We start from the raw sequence: 17,768 nt of genomic DNA, 5'->3' as shown, positions 1-17,768 counted from the left end.
TTTCTGATTCTCAATTATCCGATTTTACAACTCCCTCGCCCTCAATTGCGGAACAATCCGCCTTCGCTTGCTCACGCTCGCCGTCTTGGCTTTTATTCAGCATGGCATCAGCTTTTTTAGACCGGGAATTGGCAATTGCCTTTTCTCCCAGATATTCCCGATGGGCCACAATGCCGGACAAAGCCGAAGCGGGAAACCCGAGAACCGTCTCCGATGAACGGATGTCCGCCGCATCACGGCAGCCGTAGCAGCCGTAACCGAGATTCAGCCTTTTTTCCAGGAAGGGTGTCACGGTGGCACCCGCGTAGGTCGCCTGCAAAATCGCCGTGGAGCTGTTCACCCGGCCCCCATTGCGCATATGCAAATCAACCAGGGCGTTCCACATGAGTTTTTCCACCTCATCTTCGACCACGACGACATCCGGCGCGACATCGGCCTGTTCAAGTTTCTCCCGGATTGTCTTGGATATCTCATACCTCTTCCTCCCAAAGATCTTTTGTGCCGGTCAGCGCAACACGCTTCCAGGCGAACAGAATTGCCCCAGACAGTCTTGTTGCAGGCAGAATGTGCTGAGTAGGCCGCCATCGATATCATTGCCGTGCAGTGCGCATTTCAAGGTTGCGATGGCTTCGGGGAGATACCGTCCATACATTTTGATGGGTATTTCCGAAATAGAGACCGTCGGTGAGGATGCCAATGCGAGCAGATATTCAATCAGATACCCGGCGTTTTGTTTGAGAGGCCCGCAATACGTCTGCCGGTGCCGCAGCCGCAGAATTCGAAGCTCGTGCAGCGAACGACCGAATTCGGATTCCATGAGCTCATTATAGGTGCTTAGAATGATTTCCATGCGCACCGCGTCGGCGCCCTGGGCCAGATAATCCATGAATCCCTGTTTTGCCGCTGCTGGATCCAGCCCGCGCTGCCGGGCGATGGACCAATCAAATTGCTCCAGGTGCGCGGCCAGTTCACCCGGAGCCGGCAGTTCGATTTCCACCAGCATGTTTACGGCATTGTAAGCGCCGGTGTGTTTCTCGCTTTCCAAAACGGTGATCCCGGCCGCTTGATCCAACAACGCCGGTACCTGTTCGAGCAACTCCGGTGCGCCGATAATTTTGAAGCCGAGCAGATCATTGATGGTCAATGCTGCGCGGGAAATTAGCACGTTCTGGCTGCGAAAACGGCCGACCACCACCGCTTCGGCCGCGGTAAAATCGTCTTGCATCTCTTTTTCGGAACTGACCAAATCGGTCAGCAGCAACCCGGTGGCAGCGGCCCTTCTGTCGGCAATGCGCCGGGCCTCAGCCTGGATTTCGCGGAAAAGGGTTTCCACCAGCCGGAAGGATACCTTTTCGGCCATACGGGAAAGCCGCTTGATTCGGCCGATGGCCGCCAGTTGCGAATCCACTGAAGTGACCAGCAAAGCGTCGATGGGCAGGCGGGGGAAAAAATACTCCGGGTCCTTTTCAAACTGGTGAATCAGTTGCCGGCTCCGCTCCCCAGGTCGGGGCAGATACTGAATCAACCGCCGGCGCAACGCCTGTTTTTGCCGGATTCTTTCCAGCCGCAACGGCCCTTTGAACAGCCGGCTCAGAAAAGCGATCACCCGATTGACAACGACCGCCGAGACGGCGCTTTCGTATAGAAATATCCGGGTGATCGCTCGGCCGTCGGTCGGGGCAAGGTCATCGTTCAGCCAGCGCAGGGCCAGGTCGAAGAGCTCGTCGCGATGGGTCATGGCGGCAAGATACATTTTCTCTCCGTTTATTCTCGCGGAATGACTACTTACCAGATTTGCTCAAACACATGTTCCTGAATAGGCATTCCAATTGATCGCAATACCCATGAGCAGACCCGAAACAGTCAAAATTACCCTCTGCTCGCTGGATTGCTTGAATCAGTTCAGGATTTGCTTTCCGAAGTGTATCAATACCGTGTTGCTTGGCTAGCCGCTTGATTGCTTTCGTGTTCATGATCGGGTTACCTTTCCAAAAATTGAAGGGAAAAAACATGGCAACACTATCCCAGATGGGACATACTTTTCCCGCATCATGGTCAAGCGTTGCTCCAAAACAATGTTCCGTCACAAATATCATGTTGCAGCGCTTCGCATCTCACCAAGAATCCTGCTTTGAAATGCACGCTGAATGTCTAAACTGCCGGGCAATGAGGCACACCATTGAAACTCCTGGGGATTCTCCCGTTATCTCTATCGAAGGCCCGGAATCAACAATACCGGGGCGACCGAATGGCGTGCTACATTGTGACTGACGCTGCCCAAAAAGAACTCCCCGATGAAGCCGCGTCCCTGGGTTCCCATGACCACCAGTTGCGCATTACGCTCCAGGATCAGGCGGGCAATCTCCTGGAAGGGCACGCCATAGCAGAGTTCGATATCGATCTGAGGGGCGCCTTTCTTCAGGAGGGACTGCTTCAGGTTCTCGAGGCGGCCCAGGTCCTGTTGATTGAATTCCTCCAGCCGCGCCTTAAGGTGTTTTTCCAGCTTGGTCTTGTCCTGGACATGAACCAGTGTGACCTTCCGCGCGCCGTAAGCCACCAACTTCTCGACATAGGTGAAAGCATTATCGGCCATCAGCGAGAAATCAGTGGCAAACAGAACGTGGTCACTGAAGCTGCAACGGGATACCGGCGCGCATGCATTGTCTTCCCCCTGTTTCTTTTCGACCGGCACCACCAGCACCGGCTTCACCGATTTGGTAATGACACCATAGGCGACTCCGCCCAAAAGCTTCTCCTTGACCAGGGAGCGACCTTGCGCTCCGACTACAATCAGGGAGTAATTTTCCTCGGCCGCGATCCGGATAATCTCCTGCTTGGGAATTCCCACAACAGTTCTGGTTTCAACCGTAAGTCCATATTTTGCCAAAATATCTTCTTGTTGCTCAAGCATCTCCTTGAGCGGCTCGGTGTTGTAAGACAAGGCCGTCGAAGCCGCATCACTAAAACTCAAGCATTGGAGAAGCAGGCATTGGGCCGCACCGTAGGCTTTCAATCCACCAAGGCAACCCACTACGGCAAAGGACGCAGGGGAAAGATCTGTTGCTACAATAAAACGATCAAACATATTGTTTTCCTTTCGTTTTTATATTTTGTTGATCAACAAAGCCGGACGTTGTTCGGTTGGCGGTTTTGACCAGAACAAGCATGGTATTGAATCCGTCCGGGTTTACATTCGATTCTGGTTGCGAAATCCGCGACGCCAAGGCCCGCAGGGATGATACCCATCAGCCAGGAGTAAAGCCTCAAGTTTGTGAGAGTCGTCCAGCTCTGCGGGGTATTCTTTGCTGGAAATCACCTTAAAGCTCCTGGGGTTCCCCGCTGCCCCTTTATCGACTGCCCGGAACCAGCAATACCGGCGCTATCGAATGGCGCGCTACATTCTGAGCGACACTGCCCAAAAAAAACTCTCCGGCGAAGCCCCGACCCTGCATCCCCATGACCACAAGCTGCACGTTGCGCTCCCGGATCAGGCGGGTGATCTCCTGGAAGGGCACGCCGTAGCAGACTTCGGTCTTGACCTGAGAGGCGCCTTTCTTGAGAAGGGCCTCTCTCAGGTTTTCGAGACGGTTCCGATCCTGATCGTTGAATTCTTCCAGCCGTCCCATGAGGTGTTGCTCCAGCTTGGTTTTATCCTGGACGTGAACCAGGGTGACCTTCCGCGCGCCGTGGGCCGCCAGTTGTTCGATACAGGTGAATGCGTTATCGGCCATCTCCGAGAAATCGGTGGCGAACAGAACATGATCGCCGAAGCCGCTCCGGGCCACCGGCTCGCATTCAGCAACTTGCCTGACTTCCCTTTGCCTCTTGACGCTTTCTTGATCAGGAAACCATGAGGTCGTGCGGTTGGCGATTTTCACCAGAGCGAGCATGACCGGAACTTCGACCAAAACCCCGACAATGGTTGCCAAGACCGCAGGCGAAGAGGCTCCGAACAAAGTGATGGCAACGGCAACCGACAGTTCGAAAAAATTGGAAGCGCCGATCATCCCCGCAGGCGCAGCAACGTCATGCGATAATTTAAGTTTTTTAGAGGTCAGATAGGCAATAAAGAAAATAAGAAATGTTTGAATAACCAGGGGGACTGCAATCAGAACGATATGCAAGGGGTTCCCGAGAATAATATCACCCTGGAATGAAAAAATAAGGACGAGCGTCAATAACAATCCGCCGATGGTGATGTTATTGAATTTGGGGATAAAGGATTTGTTGAAATATTCCTCCCCTCTATTTTTAATCACCAGGTTCCGGGTCAATATGCCGCCGGCCAGCGGAATAACCACAAAAAGGAAAACCGATAAAAGCAATGTGTTCCAGGGAATGCTGACACCGCCCACACCCAGCAACAACGCCACTATCGGCGTAAAGGCAATGAGGATAATCAGGTCATTGGTTGCCACCTGCACCACCGTGTAGGCAGGATTTCCCCTGGTTAAATGACTCCAGACAAAGACCATGGCGGTGCATGGCGCGGCCCCCAAAAGAACGGCGCCGGCAAGATAATCTTTCGCCAATTCAGGCGGAATCAGTGATTTAAATACCACATAGAAAAAAAACGAGGCGATACCGAACATGGTAAAGGGTTTAATCAGCCAGTTAACGACCCAGGTGACATAAAGTCCTGTCGGGTTTTTACGGACATTCTTAATGCTGGCAAAATCAACCTTCATCATCATGGGATAGATCATGAGCCAGATCAAAACCGCAATGGGGATGGAAACTTTCGCGTATTCAAATTTGGCCAACTCCACCGGGATGGCGGGGAGAAATTTTCCGATCAAAACCCCCGCGACCATGCACAGAATGACCCACAGCGTCAGGTTCCGCTCAAAGAAGCAGTGCTGACGCATAAGCGAACAAATCTGCGTGCAACAAGGTCCCACTGGGAGAGGCAAATAAATTTTGTCGCAAAATAGGAGTAGACAGCCTTCGGCTTCTTTGATAGTGTAGTGGAGAGTCAGTGTGAGCTGACGAAGAATCCCGAAACTACACTGTAAAGGAGGAGAAGCGGTGATCCAGTGCGGTCGGCGAATCAGCCGTGAGGAAATGGAGGGGATCTGCGATACGGTAGAGGCATGCGGGCAACTGAGCCGCAAGGAGCTGGCGCTTACGATCTGTGAGCACTTGGAATGGTATAGTGCCTCGGGAAGTCCCAAGTTGGATGCGTGCCTTAAGTTACTGCAGAAGTTGGAGGCACGGGGAGATTTAGAGCTGCCCGCCAAGCGAACGTCCGTGCCCGGGCAATTGGAAGAGCCAAGGCGGAGTCGGAGGAGCAATCCACAGCCGCCCATAAAAGGTGAAGTCGGGCGGATCGGCGGGGTCCGATTGGAGTTGGTGAGGGATCGGCAGGCTGCAGGTCTGTGGAATGAATTTGTAAGTCGCTATCACTATTTGGGTTACAAGAAGTCCTTTGGTTGTTACCTGCGCTATTTTGTGGAGAGTGAAGCAGGGAAGTTGGGCTGTTTGTTATTCTCGGGAGCAGCGAAGGCATTGCGGGAGCGGGATCGGTGGATTGGTTGGAGTACAACCGAGCGATTGCACCGTTTGGGCTGGGTAGTGAACAATACTCGTTTTGTGATCTTTCCCTGGGTGCGGGTGAAAAACCTGGCCAGCCATGTACTGGGGCAAGCGGCAAGGCGTATTGAGAAAGATTGGCAGGAGCAGTGGAATTACCGGCCGGTATTGCTGGAGACTTTCGTTGATCCTCGCTTCTATGAGGGGACCTGTTACCGGGCGGCCAACTGGCGCTATCTGGGGATGACGACGGGAGATGGGCTGGTTCGCAAGGGCAAGTGCTACACGACGAGGCCCAAAAAGATTTTCGTATTGCCGCTTTGCGAGGACTTCCGTGGAGTGCTTTGTTCATTGCCGGACAGGACAGCGGCATGAGCAAGGCCAGCCGACGTCCTGATCGGGAACAAATCAAAGCGCAAAGGAAGGAGAGAAAGAAGGCTCAGAAGGCGTTACGCGAGGAGCTGCAAAGAAAAGGATTGAACGGCTCATCGCATGCAACGATCTCCAATCGCAAGTGCGCATACAAGGACGTGGAAGAGGAGCGTGTTGTTCGCAACGAGGCGATCTGGGAGCAATTGAAGGTGTTTCGAGCGAAGTTACCGGTGCTGCTGAGGCGATTGTCGAAAATTCCGGACCCGAGAAATGCCAAAAAGACCAAGCACAAGCATACAGTGCTTCTAATCTACGGGATATTGGTATTTGTACTGCAGATGAGCTCCTCTCGGGAGGCCACCAGGGAAATGAGCCGCCCGATGTTTTGGGAGAATTTGAAAAGGGTTTTTCCGGAACTTGAGGATGTGCCCCATCATGACACCCTGAAACGGCTCTTATGGCACATTGACATAGAACAGATCGAGAGCACGCATATAGATTTGATCCGGCAATGGATCAGAAAGAAGAAGTTTCGCCGGTACTTGATAGAGAACAGTTATCCTATTGCAGTGGATGGTACCCAGAAATTGAGTCGCGATTGGCTCTGGGAAGAAGAGTGTTTGCAGCGAACTTTTGATAAGGGCGAGACCCCGCACACGCAGTATTATGTTTACGTTTTGCAGGCCAGCCTGGCATTCCGTAACGGGATGAGCATTCCTTTGATGAGCGAGTTTCTGAGTTATACGGCAGGTGACTCCAGCAAGAGCAAACAGGATTGTGAGCTCAAAGCGTTTTATCGGTTGGCTGCGCGCCTCAAGGAGGCATTTCCTGCTCTGCGGATCATGGTGTTTCTGGATGGCCTGTACGCCAAGGGTCCTGTGATGGAGCTGTGCCGTAAATACAAATGGGGATACATGATCGTTTTGCAGGATAAGAGCTTACCGACCGTGCAGGGAGAGTTTGAAGCCATAAGCGCGCTCGAGCCCAACAATCGGTATACGCGCACATGGGGTAACAGAAGGCAGAATTTCAGATGGGCCAACCATATAGAGCACTGCTTTGGTCCGAACGAAAAGAAGACCGAGACCGTCCACGTGGTCGAATGCCTGGAGACCTGGCGGGAAATCGAAAAAGGGGGCACGCGGGAGGTCTCAAGAAGCAGTCGGCATCTTTGGATATCCAGCGAGCCTCTGGACCGGTGGAACCTGCATGAACGCTGCAATTTGGGCGCACGCTCCCGATGGACCATAGAGACAGGTTTTCTGGTGGAAAAACATCACGGCTACCAGTACGAACACTGTTTTGCCTACGACTGGAATGCCATGAAGGGGTATCATTACTTGATGCAGCTGGGTCATATGTTCAACATCATGGCCCAATACTCGGAAAAGCTCAGGAAAATCATCAAAGACACAGGAATTAGAGGACTGATCTCCTTCGTTCGCCAAACCCTAGCCGGCCCCTGGCTTGACCATGCGTGGATCAAGGAGCGCCTCGCCGCACCGTTACAGCTTCGGTTAATGTAGCGCAGATCAAGGCTGAAACCCTCTCGCTCAGGGAGAAAGAGGGACAAACTATGTCCACTTGAAGACAAAGTCGGAAATCTAAGGTCCTGGCCGCGTGCGAATCTTGATTTTTTTCACGGCCAGCACCCGCACTCTGCTCAGACAGGCTTGGATTTCCCCGCAAACCAACGCTCGGAACTTGCGCTTGTAAGTCGTGCGTCAGCAATGTCAAAGAAGCTGATTCCTTGCGTCTTGCTTCGTTTCATTGTATCTAATCTCCTTGCTTCGGAAAATGGTCACTGCCGCCTTTGATTCGTCAGTGTTTTCGGTAAATTTTCCCCCTCCCTCTTGCAAAGAAGGAGAGGGAAAAATCTTCAATTGCAGTCATATTGTTCTTCTGTAAATCAAAGCGATCGCAACCGCCGCCAGGACGACCAGCATGATCACGATTTTCAATTTGCTGGTTTTGGTCGCCTTGCCACAAGCACACCCGGGACCGCAAAGGAGAGGAAAATTATCATTACTTTGCGGCACAGAGGTGGGGATCGCTTGAGAATCCGAATTGTCCGTTTTCTCTATCTTTGGTCGTATCATGCCGCTTCTCCCTCCTCCACCGTAGTGTGCAAATGCCTCAGATTCTCCGCCCCGTTCAGTTCTTGGGGAACCCACGGAGAAACGACCACTCTTTGAGCATGGCGATCGAGGATTTCGTTCAGGTAGTAAAGCTCATCCACGCCCTTGGCGCAAAGCGCCGGATCCCCGGTGCCGGAGAAGGCAAAACAGCGGTTAACGATCCAGCCGTAGGGTTCGATTCCGGCCCGGCGCAAATCCTCCTGCAAGGCTGACGCCTCGTGCGTCGGCGTGGCTTCGGGCAAAGCCACAATCAGGACCTTGGTGAATTTCGGGTCTCGGACTCGCGGTAAAAGGGTTTTGACTGCTTCAGGCAGCTCATCGACCGATTTGGCCACCTCCCGGTGATAAGATTGGGTCGCATCCAGCAGCAGGAGGGTATGTCCAGTGGGGGCGGTGTCGAGGACCACAAAACCCTTCTCGCCTTTGGCAACCGTGTGGGCAAAAGCCTGAAATACGGCAATCTCTTCAATGCAGGGCGAACGCATCTCCTCTTCCAGGAGGGCCATGTCATCGGCGGAAAGCTTGCTCCGATTCTTTTCCAGCACGGTTGCCACATAACGGTCGGTTTCCACTTTCGGATCGATCCGCTCAACGGTAAGATTCGGCAGATCTTTTCCGATGGCTTGCGCGACATGGGCCGCCGGGTCGGTGGTTGACAACACAACCGCATGACCCCGTTGCGCCAGTTCGGCGGCGATCGCGGCGGCCATGGTGGTTTTGCCGACACCCCCTTTGCCCATGGTCATAATGACCCCTGTGCCTTGTTCTTCCAAGTCCCCCAGAAAGTCCGGCCAGCCCGAGATTCTGCGCAACACGGCGTCCGCCTCGGACTGCAGATGAGCAACTCTTTCCGGGGCCGGATCATCGGGTTGAGCCTGGTACACGCTTTGCAATGCCGCCACACCCATGACCCCCGCAGGACGAAATGGCACCCGGGTTGTCGGCAGATGCTTCAGTTCTTCGGGCATGGAGGCTATGGCCATGGCTGACTTTTCGGCAAAGGCTGCAGCAATCGGGTCGTCGGAGACAGGGGTGAACACCCCATTGATAATCAGGTGTTGATTCATCAGGCCCAGCTCGCCCAGTTCATTGCTGGCACGATGCGCCTCATAAAATGACATGGCTTCAGCTCGGGAAACCAGAACCAGCAAGGTCCTGGACGGATCTTTCAAGGCAGCGACCACCTGCTCGAACATAAGTTTCTGTTCCTTCAACCCGGCAATCGGCCCAAGGCAAGAGCTGCCGGTCTGGTTGGAGGCGATAAAATCATTCCAGGCCGAAGGCAGATTCAACAGGCGCAGGGTATGCCCGGTAGGGGCGGTGTCCAATACGATCTGATCATAGTCCCGCATGGCGGAGTCATCGCCAAGCAGCTTGGAAAACTCGTTGAACCCGGCGATCTCAACCGTGCATGCCCCGGAAAGCTGCTCTTCCATCTGGGTGACAGCCGCGTCGGGCAATACACCGCGATACGGCCCAACCATGCGCTCGCGGTATTCGGCGGCCGCATCAATGGGGTCGATGTTCAGGGCGAACAGACCTGGAACGTTTTGCACGGCAGTGGGGCTGGAAGACAACAATGTCTCCAGGACTTCATCCAGGTTCGAGGCGGGGTCCGTGCTGATCAGCAGAACCCGTTTGCCTCGCTGTGCAAGGCCCAGAGCAGTGGCGCAGGCCATGGAAGTTTTGCCCACGCCGCCTTTACCTGTGAAGAATAAATATCGTGACGCTTTGTTCAGAAAAGATTTCATCAGCAGCATCCTCCGTCACCGCAGCATGGCGCGTTCTCAAGGGTTGTTGCGATTCGGAACAGAACCGGTACGCTATTGATTTTCAACGCCTGAAGCAATTCATCCCTGGACGGATAACGACCCTCAAGCCACAATTGATCATTGACGAAGATAAAGGGGAGCTTCTTTTCTCCGCCATTGCCGAGCATCGATTTGACTTCCTCGTTTGCAACGAAGGCCTGGGGTTGCTGTCCGAGATTGTATCGTTCGACGCGGACGCCAGGTTGAGCGCTAATAAACTTCAACGTTCCGGCAAACTGGGCGAGAGCCGGGTCAACATTCGGTCCGCAGACGCCCGAAGAACAGCACATGGCGGGATCATATATTTTCAGGACTTTTTCGCCCGAGCTTTCTTCGGCAACAGCCTCGGGCTGTTTTTTCGAAAACCGCGCAGCAGACAGAATTTCCTCCACAGCCGCAGCACTGAATTTCTTCATGGCGGCCATGGCTCCCTTTTCCACCATGTGGCCGACTTCCACAGCCTGGCGGATGTCATCTGCCGTCACGCCCAGCTCAATCGCAGCCTGAATGTGGTATTCAAGACACGGCTGGCAGTGAGCGCCGACAGAAGCGCCGATAGCCACCAATTCCTTTACGGGTTCGTTCATTCTCTTCTCTTTCATTTCAGCAAGCACATCCTTTCCTTTTTTTCTGCCGCCGACACAGATCCGCGGGAATACACTCAAGAATCGATTCCAGAAGAACCCGATCCGCCTGAATTTCCGGCGAACCGGATAACGATTCGAACAGCCAAATGCGCAGCGTCTCAGGGAACGGTTCGGCAAGGCGATAGTAAACCCACTTTCCGTCTTTGCGACTCTGCACAAGGCGAGCATTTTGCAGGATGCTCATGTGGCGGGATACGGTCGCAGTCGCCAGGCGAAGCATTTCGACAATTTGACACACGCAAAGCTCCTCTTTTTCCATCAAAGCGGCGATCACCCGCATCCGGTTGCCATCGGCCAGGGATTTGGTGATGGTGAGTGTCTTTTCCATTGGCACCCTCACAATTGTATATTTAGCTAAATAACGAAATGAGATTAACCACATTCTCCCGCCCCGTCAAGCGTTTTTTTATTGTATTTCTTCCGGGTGTAAAAGGCCACCGGCCGCGTAGGGACGGGCCATGCTCACACAGTCTTATATTTAGTTAATTAACTAATCATATAATTTGAACGTATCCTTATACTGAAGTTTCGTACTCGATCTTCAGGCCTCGTGGATATATGTAAGTTCAAGTTGCCGGTCCGTCATTCCCGCATGCTGCTGCCGGGAACCCGCCGTGCGGGCGCCCGCCTGCGTGGCCGAAGCCTTTAGAACTACAGCTCTGATGCTCGCTTCGGCACGGCGAAGGTATGCGCGGGTATGACTAAAAGACTTTCATACGACACTGGAATCATGAGCTTTCAGTCTGGGTGTCTGCCCACACTTATTGAGAAGTTACACTGGAAGTTGGCAGGTGCATGCGCCGGCAAAATGCCTTCTTCAACTCAGCGGCAGCGTTACTCGCTACAGAGTTTGCTCGGGTCGACAGCAACAATCTTTTCCAACCGCCGTCTGTGCTCCTGCACCGTGTCGGAGTCGGCAAGGGAAGTGCAAACCCATGCCAGAGCTGCGCGCACCTCCGGAGGAGCAGCTTCCCCGGCCAGCCGGTAGTGGACCCAGCGCCCCTCCTTGCGATCCTCCACAAGGCGCGCCTGCCTGAGGATGGACAGATGCTTGGAAACCGTGGAAGGCGCCAGATTCAGCAACGCGATAATCTGACAGACGCACAGCTCGCAGCTTTGCAAGGCAAGCAAAATGCTCACTCGGTTTTGGTCCGCCAGGGCTTTGGTTATGGCCATAATGTCGCGCATCGTCATCTCCTATAATTCGCCACTTAGCGAAGTATAGACATTCGTCCTGTTTGCGTCAAGCGGTTTTTCCAAAGATCATTGGGCATGGTAGAAAACTATTTGGCTTCCTCAAGCGGAGAAGCGGAGGACCACAACTGGATCTCGGCAGCCCCCCGACTGGGTTTGTGAGATTCTTTCCCCCGGCACAGCGCGCACTGACCGCGTCAAGGAGATGCGGCTCTTTGCCCGTCATGACCTACCGCACATGTGGTTGATTGATCCGTTGCAGATGACATTGGAAGTTTTCAAGCTTCAATCCGGCCACTGGCTGCTGCTGAGCGTCTTTTCCGAAAAGGAGAAGGTGAGGGCGGAACCGTTCCAACAGACTGAGCTGGATCTTTCCAACCTCTGGCTGCAGACGGAACAGTAAAAGCAGAGGGAAGCACCCCGGGAATAGGCCCTTCCCTCTCTCTGAAACTTCAATAGTTTCATTCCCCCGTTTACACCCCGCCAAAACGGAGCGGTGCCGATTACTTAGGCGCGCACTCCGGTGCATATTTCTCAATTTCTCATTAGCGCAGGGCCGGAATCAACATGACCGGCACAGGGGCCAAGCGGGTGACGTTATTGGCCACACTGCCCACAAACACTTCTTCCATAAAGCCACGCCCTTGACTCCCCATCACCACCAAGGAGACGTCGTTTTGGCGGGCGCATTTCAACACCTCCTTGATGGGAGATCCGTACGGTATCAGGATGGAGACTTCGGTGGCGCCTTTTCCTTTAACAATTTCCTCAAGTCGCTCCAGGCGAGCCCGGTCGATCCGGTTGAACTCGTCGAGCCGGTCCCGCAGGTGTCTTTCAATATTAGCCTTGTCCTGCACGTGCAGCAGAGTGACCCGTTTGCAGCCGCTTTCGACCATTTTTGTGACATAATCGAAGGCGCGCTCGGCGTTGTCGGAAAAATCGGTAGGATACAAAACATGATGGGCAAGATTTTCGCACGCCATTTCACAGCCTTTGCAGCCTTCCTGCTCAACGATTTTCAAGCGCACCACCATAACCGGCTTGCGCGCGCTTTGCACCACACTGGAGGCCACACTGCCGAGCAGCACGGAGCCCATCAAGCTGCGCCCGTGGGAGCCCACCACAATCAGGTCGCAGTCCTTTTCATCGGCAATTCGGAGGATTTCTCGGTGGGGCAGTCCCAAAACGATTTCGCTGGTCGTTTGCAGGCCCCGTGCCTCCAATACCTTCATTTGCTCTTCAAGCGGCTCGTGCAGACTTTCGCGCAAATCATCGGTTATAAAGCCCACATCCCGCACGTTCACACAATAGAGCAGCACCGCTTCTCTCATGCCCAGACCATAGAGAAAGTCCACGCAGCCAAGCACCTTGGCGGAAGCCTCCGACAAATCCGTAGCAATCAGCATTCGTTTCAGCATGGTTTACACTCCTTTTCCAAGTCGCCTGACAGTTTGCTCCTGCGCTCCTTGCGGCGGCGCCGGTGAGCCTTGCTCGAGACGTTTCACTTCCCCGCGAAGAGAAGCCACCTCATCCATCAAATACACGACTGCCTCCCTCAGGCTCATGCCCTTGAGGCGGTCCTCAAACCAGTGCTGGGTCTTCAGGCAAATTTTCACCAGAAAAAGCATCACCGGAACTTCGATGAGTACCCCCACCACAGTGGCAAGGGCAGCTCCTGACGAAAGCCCAAACAGCATAGTGGCAGTTGCGATGGCCACTTCAAAATGGTTGGAAGCGCCGATCATGGCCGATGGAGCTGCATCCTCATAGGTCAATTTGAGGGCCTTGGCGGCAAAATAGGTGATGAAAAAAATGGTGAAAGTCTGGATAGTCAGAGGTATTGCGATCCAGAGGATGGTTAGGGGATTTTCAATGATGGTTTCGCCCTTGAAACTGAACAGGAGCACCAGGGTGGCCAGCAGTGCGATGACGGAGACCGGCGTCAACACATGAAGGAATTTGGTGGCAAACCACACCTCTCCTTTCGCCTTGATGACCCATTTGCGCGAATAATAGCCCGCAATCAACGGCAGCGCCACGTAGATGGATATGGAAAGCAACAGCGCCTCCCAGGGCACCGGCATTTCGTTGAGCCCCAGCAAAAGCTTGCCCAACACGCCGTAGAGAACCAGCATGGTGAGGGAGTTGATGGCCACCATGACGAGCGTCAGGCCCTGGTTGCCTCGAGCCAGGTAGCCCCACATGAGCACCATGGCGGTGCACGGGGCGATGCCCAAAAGGATCATCCCCGAAATGTAGGAGCGATACAGCGGCACTTGGCTCCCGTCCTTTAAAATGTCCACGCCGGGCAGCAGGTCCCGAAACAGGTAGCCGACAAACAGCATGGCGAAGCCGAACATAGTGAACGGCTTGATCCCCCAGTTGACAATCAGGGTTAGCAGCACCGGTTTCGGGGTTCGGCCGGCGCGGATCACTTCGGCGAAATCGATCTTCACCATGATGGGATACATCATGAAAAAGAGGGCGATAGCAATGGGGATGGAGACCACCGGTGCATCACCCACATAGATGGCCATGGCATCCAGGCGCCTGGCCAAGCCCGGAGCCAGCTTGCCCAATACAATGCCGCCGATGATGCAAAGCGCCACCCACAAAGTCAGATACTTCTCGAACACATTCAGTTGTTTTGCTTCAGCGTCCTGTTTAGCTTTCATTCATTTCTCCTCCCTTCAATCGACTAAAATGCATCAAGAGAACATCAAATAGCCCCAAGGACGAGGCAGGTCGCAAGAAACCATAAAAGTCGCTCTTTTTCCGCTCACAGCTCACTGTTCACAGCTCACCGCTCCATCAACAAGCCTTCCGCTGCCGCTGGCAGAGCTCTTCCAGATCGGAATCGAGCACCTCGGCCCGTTTTGCCCGGTCATTTTGAATTACCCTGTCTTCTGCCAGGGACTGCCTCAGCCATTCCACTGCGGGTTTGCAACCCTCCGCCTCGTTCCCATCGGCCAACCGATAATAGGCCCACCGACCGTCCTTCCGGCAGTCAATCAGACCTGCGGTACGCAGAATCGACAGATGTTTGGAAACCGTCGAGGGCGCCAGTCCAAGCAATTCAATCAGCTGGCAGACGCACAGCTCGCCCTCTTCGAGAAGCATCAGGGTGCGCACCCGTTGCTCGTCCGAGAGCGCCTTGGTGATCTGCAACAGGTTTCTTAACGTCAACTGTGTTGACTGCAAGTGAGCCGCCGATGTTTTCATTGGTTGCACCACCTTTCCGCATTTAGGTTCCGGTCGAGTTATTTCGTTATGTGGCGAACTATAATATTGCACTCCCGCTTTGTCAACCCAATTTTTCCGTGCACAACAGCTCGGCAGCGAATCACACTCACACCGTTGACAAGGTTACCCCTGCAAGTCATAAGTAATAAGATAAATTAATCTTTGACGCAGTGGGGGTTATGCAGTGGAATTAATGGAGACACTGAAGTCCATTGGCTATTTTTTGTTGGCCGGGCTCTGCGAGATCGGCGGCGGCTATCTGGTGTGGCTGTGGCTGCGGGAAGGAAAGCCTCTCGCTCACGGCCTCGCAGGGGCGCTTGTGCTGGTGCTCTACGGTATCATTCCGACTTTACAGCCGGCGCATTTCGGCCGGGTGTATGCCGCCTACGGAGGGGTTTTCGTTGTGCTTTCCATCCTGTGGGGCTGGAAAGTGGACGGTATCGATCCCGACCGTTTCGATATCATCGGCGGCTGTATTGCCTTGGTTGGCGTAGCAGTGATCATGTACTGGCCGCGAGTCTAACCAAGATGCCGAGAAAATAGGGAAGGAGAAACAATGCTGGTGGAGCTTTTGGTTGCCCCCGGTTGCCCTGCCAGGCAGGACACGGAGGAGTTGTTGCAGAAAATTCTCGATGAACTTGCACCCGAAGTTCGCCCTCGAGTGATTGTCGTCGATACGGCGGTAAAGGCGATAGCGCTGAAGTTTCCGGGCTCGCCCACGGTTCGAATCAATGGTCGGGACATAGAACCCGAGGCGGACAAATCCTTGAACTACGGCTTGGGTTGACGCACCTACCCGGGAGAAGCTGGTCAGCTTTCCAAGGTTCCGCCGGCAGCACTCGTTCGCCGGGCCATTGCTGAAAGCCGCGAAGCACAATGAAATTGACCGTTAAACAGGACTTTTCGATCTATTCTCGTAGGGCGCGGTTCATTCCAGATCACGCTTCATAGCTTCGTATTGTTCTTTAGCGAGATCACCTCTGGCATAGCGCTTCTTAAGAATGTCGATGGGAGTCTCGGAGGCCGATGCCAGTGTCTGCCGTCCGGACATTTTGCCCTGATTCCCAAGCCATTGAATCAGGCGCAAAAGCCCAACAAGAATCAGGATCCAGAAGACCATGGTAAAGATGCTTCCAAACCAGCCAAAGAAACTTCCCATTCCGCCCACACCTGGTCCCCAGAAAGGACAAAGCCATCCTTGTGCAAGGGCCTGACTCCTCAAGATGAAGAACAATGAGAGAACGCCCATGAGAACGAATGGTAGTGAACAGGTCCTGCCTTGTTTCATAAATTGTTGATCCCTTTGGTAAGAAGAAGCGTTTTCGGGTTACAGCCGTCAGACCGCAGGAACAGGGAGCGGGAATGTCAGATCCGCAGCCTGCAGCCCGCAGCCTGTTTCCCGGTTCCTTGTTATCTGGCTGCTCATATCAATTCCCGTGCGACATCGCAGATAAAAGTAATCACTTTAGGCCATACTTTTTCAGCTTATAGCGAAGCATTCGCTCGCTGAGCCCCAGCAGCTTGGCCGCCTGCGTCTGGTTGAAAGCGGCCCTTTCCAGTGCCTCGCCAATCAGCTGCCGCTCGAGGGACTCGATGGCCTGCTGCAGCGACGCTTCCCGCGCCTGTTGGCCGATCGTGATCGCGTCGTCCGTGCATAGGGCTTCCTGAAAAGGCAAATCCTCCAGGCCCAGCAGCGAGCCCCGGGAGATCACTACGGCGCGCTCGATAATATTTTCGAGCTCTCGTACATTTCCGGGGTAATCGTACCTTATAAGCAGGTCCCGCGCTTCCCGGCTTACTCCGTCGATCTTCCTGCTGTTTTCCCGGGCGAAGCGCCCGACGAAATGGTCGATGAGCAGGGGAATGTCTTCGCGGCGCTCCCGAAGCGGGGGGATTTTAATGGTAACAACGTTGATGCGGTAGAACAAATCTTCGCGGAAGGTGCCTTCCTTGACCCTGGCAGCAAGGTCCTGGTGGGTGGCGCTGATGATGCGCACATCCGCCTTGAACGTCCTCTCGCCGCCGACCCTTTGAAGCTCGCGCTCCTGCAGAAAGCGCAGCAGCTTAACCTGCACAGGCAGGCTCAGTTCGCCGATCTCATCGAGAAAAAGGGTCCCTCCGTCAGCCTGCTCGCAGCGGCCGATCCTGCGCTGCATAGCTCCTGTGAAGGCTCCCTTTTCGTGCCCGAACAGCTCGCTTTCGATGAGCGTCTCAGGAATGGCTGCACAGTTAACCGTAATGAGGGGGTGTTCGGCCCGCGGACTCAGACTATGGATCAGACGGGCAAAAAGCTCTTTACCCGTGCCGGTTTCCCCCTGGATGAGAACGGTTGCCTGGCTGGATGCGATACGCCCGGCAAGATTGATCAGCTCGGCCATTTTCCGGCTCTTGTAGCGAATCGCATCGGCTGTTACTCCTCTTGCCTTCATTTCCTGCCGGAGGATCTGATTTTCTTTTATGAGCCTACGATGATCTGCCGTTCGGTTGATCACTATAGAAAGCTCATCCAGATCGACCGGCTTGGTGATGTAATCCCTGGCCCCTGCCTTCATGGCGGAAACAGCCGTTTCGATGGTGCCGAAAGCGGTGATGATCATGACGTCGATTTCCGGGTTCACCCGCTTTACTTCCTGCAGCACCTCCAGGCCGTTCATCCCTGGCATTCTGAAATCAAGCAGTACCAAGTCAAACGAACTCGAGGTGAGCACACGCAACGCTTCTTCACCGTTTCCGGCTTCCGTGATGCGATGGCCTTCCCTGTTCAGGAAATCGCTCAGCATCTCCCGCTGAAAGGGTTCATCTTCGACTATCAGGATATCTAGGGTGTTCAA

Annotated in this window: 19 protein-coding genes and 1 pseudogene; 5 read left to right on the top strand and 15 right to left on the bottom strand. The window is 54.0% G+C overall.

All coding sequences use genetic code 11. From position 1 onward, the window contains the following. Positions 1-10: 10 nt before the first annotated feature. From K1V27_RS18505 to arsB (K1V27_RS18485), 5 genes and pseudogenes are all read right to left on the bottom strand, one after another. A complete protein-coding gene (locus tag K1V27_RS18505) occupies positions 11-469 on the bottom strand; it encodes a DUF169 domain-containing protein (RefSeq protein WP_337833351.1) in 459 nt (152 codons plus the stop codon). A gap of 36 nt (positions 470-505) precedes the next feature. After that, entirely contained in the window at positions 506-1,753 is a 1,248-nt protein-coding gene (locus K1V27_RS18500) for a hypothetical protein (RefSeq protein WP_258931541.1), read from the bottom strand. Between the two features lie 456 nt (positions 1,754-2,209). Then, on the bottom strand, positions 2,210-3,085 hold the full coding sequence (locus K1V27_RS18495) for a universal stress protein (protein ID WP_258931540.1): 876 nt from the start codon (positions 3,083-3,085) through the stop codon (positions 2,210-2,212). Positions 3,086-3,347: 262 nt separating this feature from the next. Further along, the gene (locus K1V27_RS22955) at positions 3,348-3,785 is read right to left on the bottom strand and encodes a universal stress protein (protein ID WP_353740622.1); all 438 of its coding nucleotides are present in this window, start codon (positions 3,783-3,785) and stop codon (positions 3,348-3,350) included. A 51-nt stretch (positions 3,786-3,836) separates the two neighbouring features. Next, a pseudogene (arsB, locus tag K1V27_RS18485) lies at positions 3,837-4,868 on the bottom strand (ACR3 family arsenite efflux transporter); the annotation flags it as partial. 160 nt (positions 4,869-5,028) lie between these two features. Between arsB (K1V27_RS18485) and K1V27_RS18480 the strand changes: the two are divergent. Both K1V27_RS18480 and K1V27_RS18475 read left to right on the top strand, forming a co-directional pair. Next, the gene (locus K1V27_RS18480; RefSeq protein ID WP_258931539.1) at positions 5,029-5,907 is read left to right on the top strand and encodes a DUF4338 domain-containing protein; all 879 of its coding nucleotides are present in this window, start codon (positions 5,029-5,031) and stop codon (positions 5,905-5,907) included. Beyond that, on the top strand, positions 5,904-7,430 hold the full coding sequence (locus tag K1V27_RS18475) for a transposase family protein (protein ID WP_258931538.1): 1,527 nt from the start codon (positions 5,904-5,906) through the stop codon (positions 7,428-7,430). The genes K1V27_RS18480 and K1V27_RS18475 overlap by 4 nt, the downstream gene beginning before the upstream one ends. Before the next feature lie 363 nt (positions 7,431-7,793). Here the strand turns inward: K1V27_RS18475 and K1V27_RS18470 are convergent, their stop codons facing one another. The 5 genes from K1V27_RS18470 to K1V27_RS18450 form a co-directional block, all read right to left on the bottom strand. Further along, a complete protein-coding gene (locus tag K1V27_RS18470) occupies positions 7,794-8,003 on the bottom strand; it encodes a hypothetical protein (protein WP_258931537.1) in 210 nt (69 codons plus the stop codon). After that, the gene (arsA, locus tag K1V27_RS18465; RefSeq protein WP_258931536.1) at positions 8,000-9,793 is read right to left on the bottom strand and encodes an arsenical pump-driving ATPase; all 1,794 of its coding nucleotides are present in this window, start codon (positions 9,791-9,793) and stop codon (positions 8,000-8,002) included. Before arsA ends, K1V27_RS18470 begins: the two co-directional genes overlap by 4 nt. Then, the gene (gene arsD / locus K1V27_RS18460; RefSeq protein WP_258931535.1) at positions 9,793-10,455 is read right to left on the bottom strand and encodes an arsenite efflux transporter metallochaperone ArsD; all 663 of its coding nucleotides are present in this window, start codon (positions 10,453-10,455) and stop codon (positions 9,793-9,795) included. The genes arsA and arsD overlap by 1 nt, the downstream gene beginning before the upstream one ends. A 1-nt stretch (position 10,456) precedes the next feature. Then, positions 10,457-10,828 (bottom strand): ArsR/SmtB family transcription factor, encoded by a 372-nt coding sequence (locus K1V27_RS18455; RefSeq protein WP_258931534.1) that lies wholly within the window; start codon positions 10,826-10,828, stop codon positions 10,457-10,459. 506 nt (positions 10,829-11,334) lie between these two features. Next, positions 11,335-11,688 (bottom strand): ArsR/SmtB family transcription factor, encoded by a 354-nt coding sequence (locus K1V27_RS18450; RefSeq protein ID WP_258931533.1) that lies wholly within the window; start codon positions 11,686-11,688, stop codon positions 11,335-11,337. Positions 11,689-11,785: 97 nt separating this feature from the next. Here K1V27_RS18450 and K1V27_RS18445 point away from each other — a divergent pair, with 97 nt between their 5' ends. Then, on the top strand, positions 11,786-12,097 hold the full coding sequence (locus K1V27_RS18445) for a Uma2 family endonuclease (RefSeq protein ID WP_258931643.1): 312 nt from the start codon (positions 11,786-11,788) through the stop codon (positions 12,095-12,097). 142 nt (positions 12,098-12,239) lie between these two features. Here the strand turns inward: K1V27_RS18445 and K1V27_RS18440 are convergent, their stop codons facing one another. The 3 genes from K1V27_RS18440 to K1V27_RS18430 all read right to left on the bottom strand — a co-directional run bounded on the left by K1V27_RS18440 (position 12,240) and on the right by K1V27_RS18430 (position 14,916). Beyond that, the gene (locus K1V27_RS18440) at positions 12,240-13,112 is read right to left on the bottom strand and encodes a universal stress protein (protein ID WP_258931532.1); all 873 of its coding nucleotides are present in this window, start codon (positions 13,110-13,112) and stop codon (positions 12,240-12,242) included. 3 nt (positions 13,113-13,115) lie between these two features. After that, positions 13,116-14,369: an ACR3 family arsenite efflux transporter gene (gene arsB, locus K1V27_RS18435; protein WP_309574029.1), complete on the bottom strand. Its 1,254-nt coding sequence runs from the start codon at positions 14,367-14,369 to the stop codon at positions 13,116-13,118. A gap of 136 nt (positions 14,370-14,505) precedes the next feature. Further along, positions 14,506-14,916 carry an ArsR/SmtB family transcription factor gene (locus tag K1V27_RS18430; RefSeq protein ID WP_258931531.1) on the bottom strand — a complete coding sequence of 137 codons (411 nt, stop codon included), beginning with the start codon at positions 14,914-14,916 and terminating at the stop codon, positions 14,506-14,508. 214 nt (positions 14,917-15,130) lie between these two features. Here K1V27_RS18430 and K1V27_RS18425 point away from each other — a divergent pair, with 214 nt between their 5' ends. Further along, positions 15,131-15,460: a YnfA family protein gene (locus tag K1V27_RS18425; RefSeq protein ID WP_258931530.1), complete on the top strand. Its 330-nt coding sequence runs from the start codon at positions 15,131-15,133 to the stop codon at positions 15,458-15,460. A gap of 33 nt (positions 15,461-15,493) precedes the next feature. Further along, complete coding sequence (locus K1V27_RS18420; protein ID WP_258931529.1) at positions 15,494-15,724, top strand: DUF2703 domain-containing protein; 231 nt, start codon at positions 15,494-15,496, stop codon at positions 15,722-15,724. Positions 15,725-15,865: 141 nt separating this feature from the next. On the opposite strand, the gene K1V27_RS18415 is transcribed toward K1V27_RS18420, so the two are convergent. Together K1V27_RS18415 and K1V27_RS18410 are read right to left on the bottom strand one after the other, a co-directional pair. Next, positions 15,866-16,096: an SHOCT domain-containing protein gene (locus K1V27_RS18415; RefSeq protein WP_258931528.1), complete on the bottom strand. Its 231-nt coding sequence runs from the start codon at positions 16,094-16,096 to the stop codon at positions 15,866-15,868. A 301-nt stretch (positions 16,097-16,397) separates the two neighbouring features. Then, the gene (locus K1V27_RS18410; RefSeq protein WP_258931527.1) at positions 16,398-17,768 is read right to left on the bottom strand and encodes a sigma-54-dependent transcriptional regulator; all 1,371 of its coding nucleotides are present in this window, start codon (positions 17,766-17,768) and stop codon (positions 16,398-16,400) included.

Source organism: Desulfoferrobacter suflitae (assembly GCF_022603395.1).
In the GTDB taxonomy this organism is placed as follows: Bacteria; Desulfobacterota; Syntrophobacteria; order Syntrophobacterales; family Syntrophobacteraceae; genus Desulfoferrobacter; species Desulfoferrobacter suflitae.
This window is presented reverse-complemented; position numbering and strand designations above follow the sequence as displayed.

What these genes read in the sequence shown, in the direction of transcription:
- K1V27_RS18500 (WP_258931541.1), bottom strand. Translation starts at nt 1,753, where the DNA reads ATGTATCTTGCCGCCATGACCCATCGCGACGAGCTCTTCGACCTGGCC.
- K1V27_RS18495 (WP_258931540.1), bottom strand. Translation starts at nt 3,085, where the DNA reads ATGTTTGATCGTTTTATTGTAGCAACAGATCTTTCCCCTGCGTCCTTT.
- K1V27_RS18475 (WP_258931538.1), top strand. Translation starts at nt 5,904, where the DNA reads ATGAGCAAGGCCAGCCGACGTCCTGATCGGGAACAAATCAAAGCGCAA.
- K1V27_RS18470 (WP_258931537.1), bottom strand. Translation starts at nt 8,003, where the DNA reads ATGATACGACCAAAGATAGAGAAAACGGACAATTCGGATTCTCAAGCG.
- arsA (WP_258931536.1), bottom strand. Translation starts at nt 9,793, where the DNA reads ATGAAATCTTTTCTGAACAAAGCGTCACGATATTTATTCTTCACAGGT.
- arsD (WP_258931535.1), bottom strand. Translation starts at nt 10,455, where the DNA reads ATGAAAGAGAAGAGAATGAACGAACCCGTAAAGGAATTGGTGGCTATC.
- K1V27_RS18455 (WP_258931534.1), bottom strand. Translation starts at nt 10,828, where the DNA reads ATGGAAAAGACACTCACCATCACCAAATCCCTGGCCGATGGCAACCGG.
- K1V27_RS18450 (WP_258931533.1), bottom strand. Translation starts at nt 11,688, where the DNA reads ATGCGCGACATTATGGCCATAACCAAAGCCCTGGCGGACCAAAACCGA.
- K1V27_RS18440 (WP_258931532.1), bottom strand. Translation starts at nt 13,112, where the DNA reads ATGCTGAAACGAATGCTGATTGCTACGGATTTGTCGGAGGCTTCCGCC.
- arsB (WP_309574029.1), bottom strand. Translation starts at nt 14,369, where the DNA reads ATGAAAGCTAAACAGGACGCTGAAGCAAAACAACTGAATGTGTTCGAG.
- K1V27_RS18430 (WP_258931531.1), bottom strand. Translation starts at nt 14,916, where the DNA reads ATGAAAACATCGGCGGCTCACTTGCAGTCAACACAGTTGACGTTAAGA.
- K1V27_RS18425 (WP_258931530.1), top strand. Translation starts at nt 15,131, where the DNA reads ATGGAGACACTGAAGTCCATTGGCTATTTTTTGTTGGCCGGGCTCTGC.
- K1V27_RS18420 (WP_258931529.1), top strand. Translation starts at nt 15,494, where the DNA reads ATGCTGGTGGAGCTTTTGGTTGCCCCCGGTTGCCCTGCCAGGCAGGAC.
- K1V27_RS18415 (WP_258931528.1), bottom strand. Translation starts at nt 16,096, where the DNA reads ATGGGAAGTTTCTTTGGCTGGTTTGGAAGCATCTTTACCATGGTCTTC.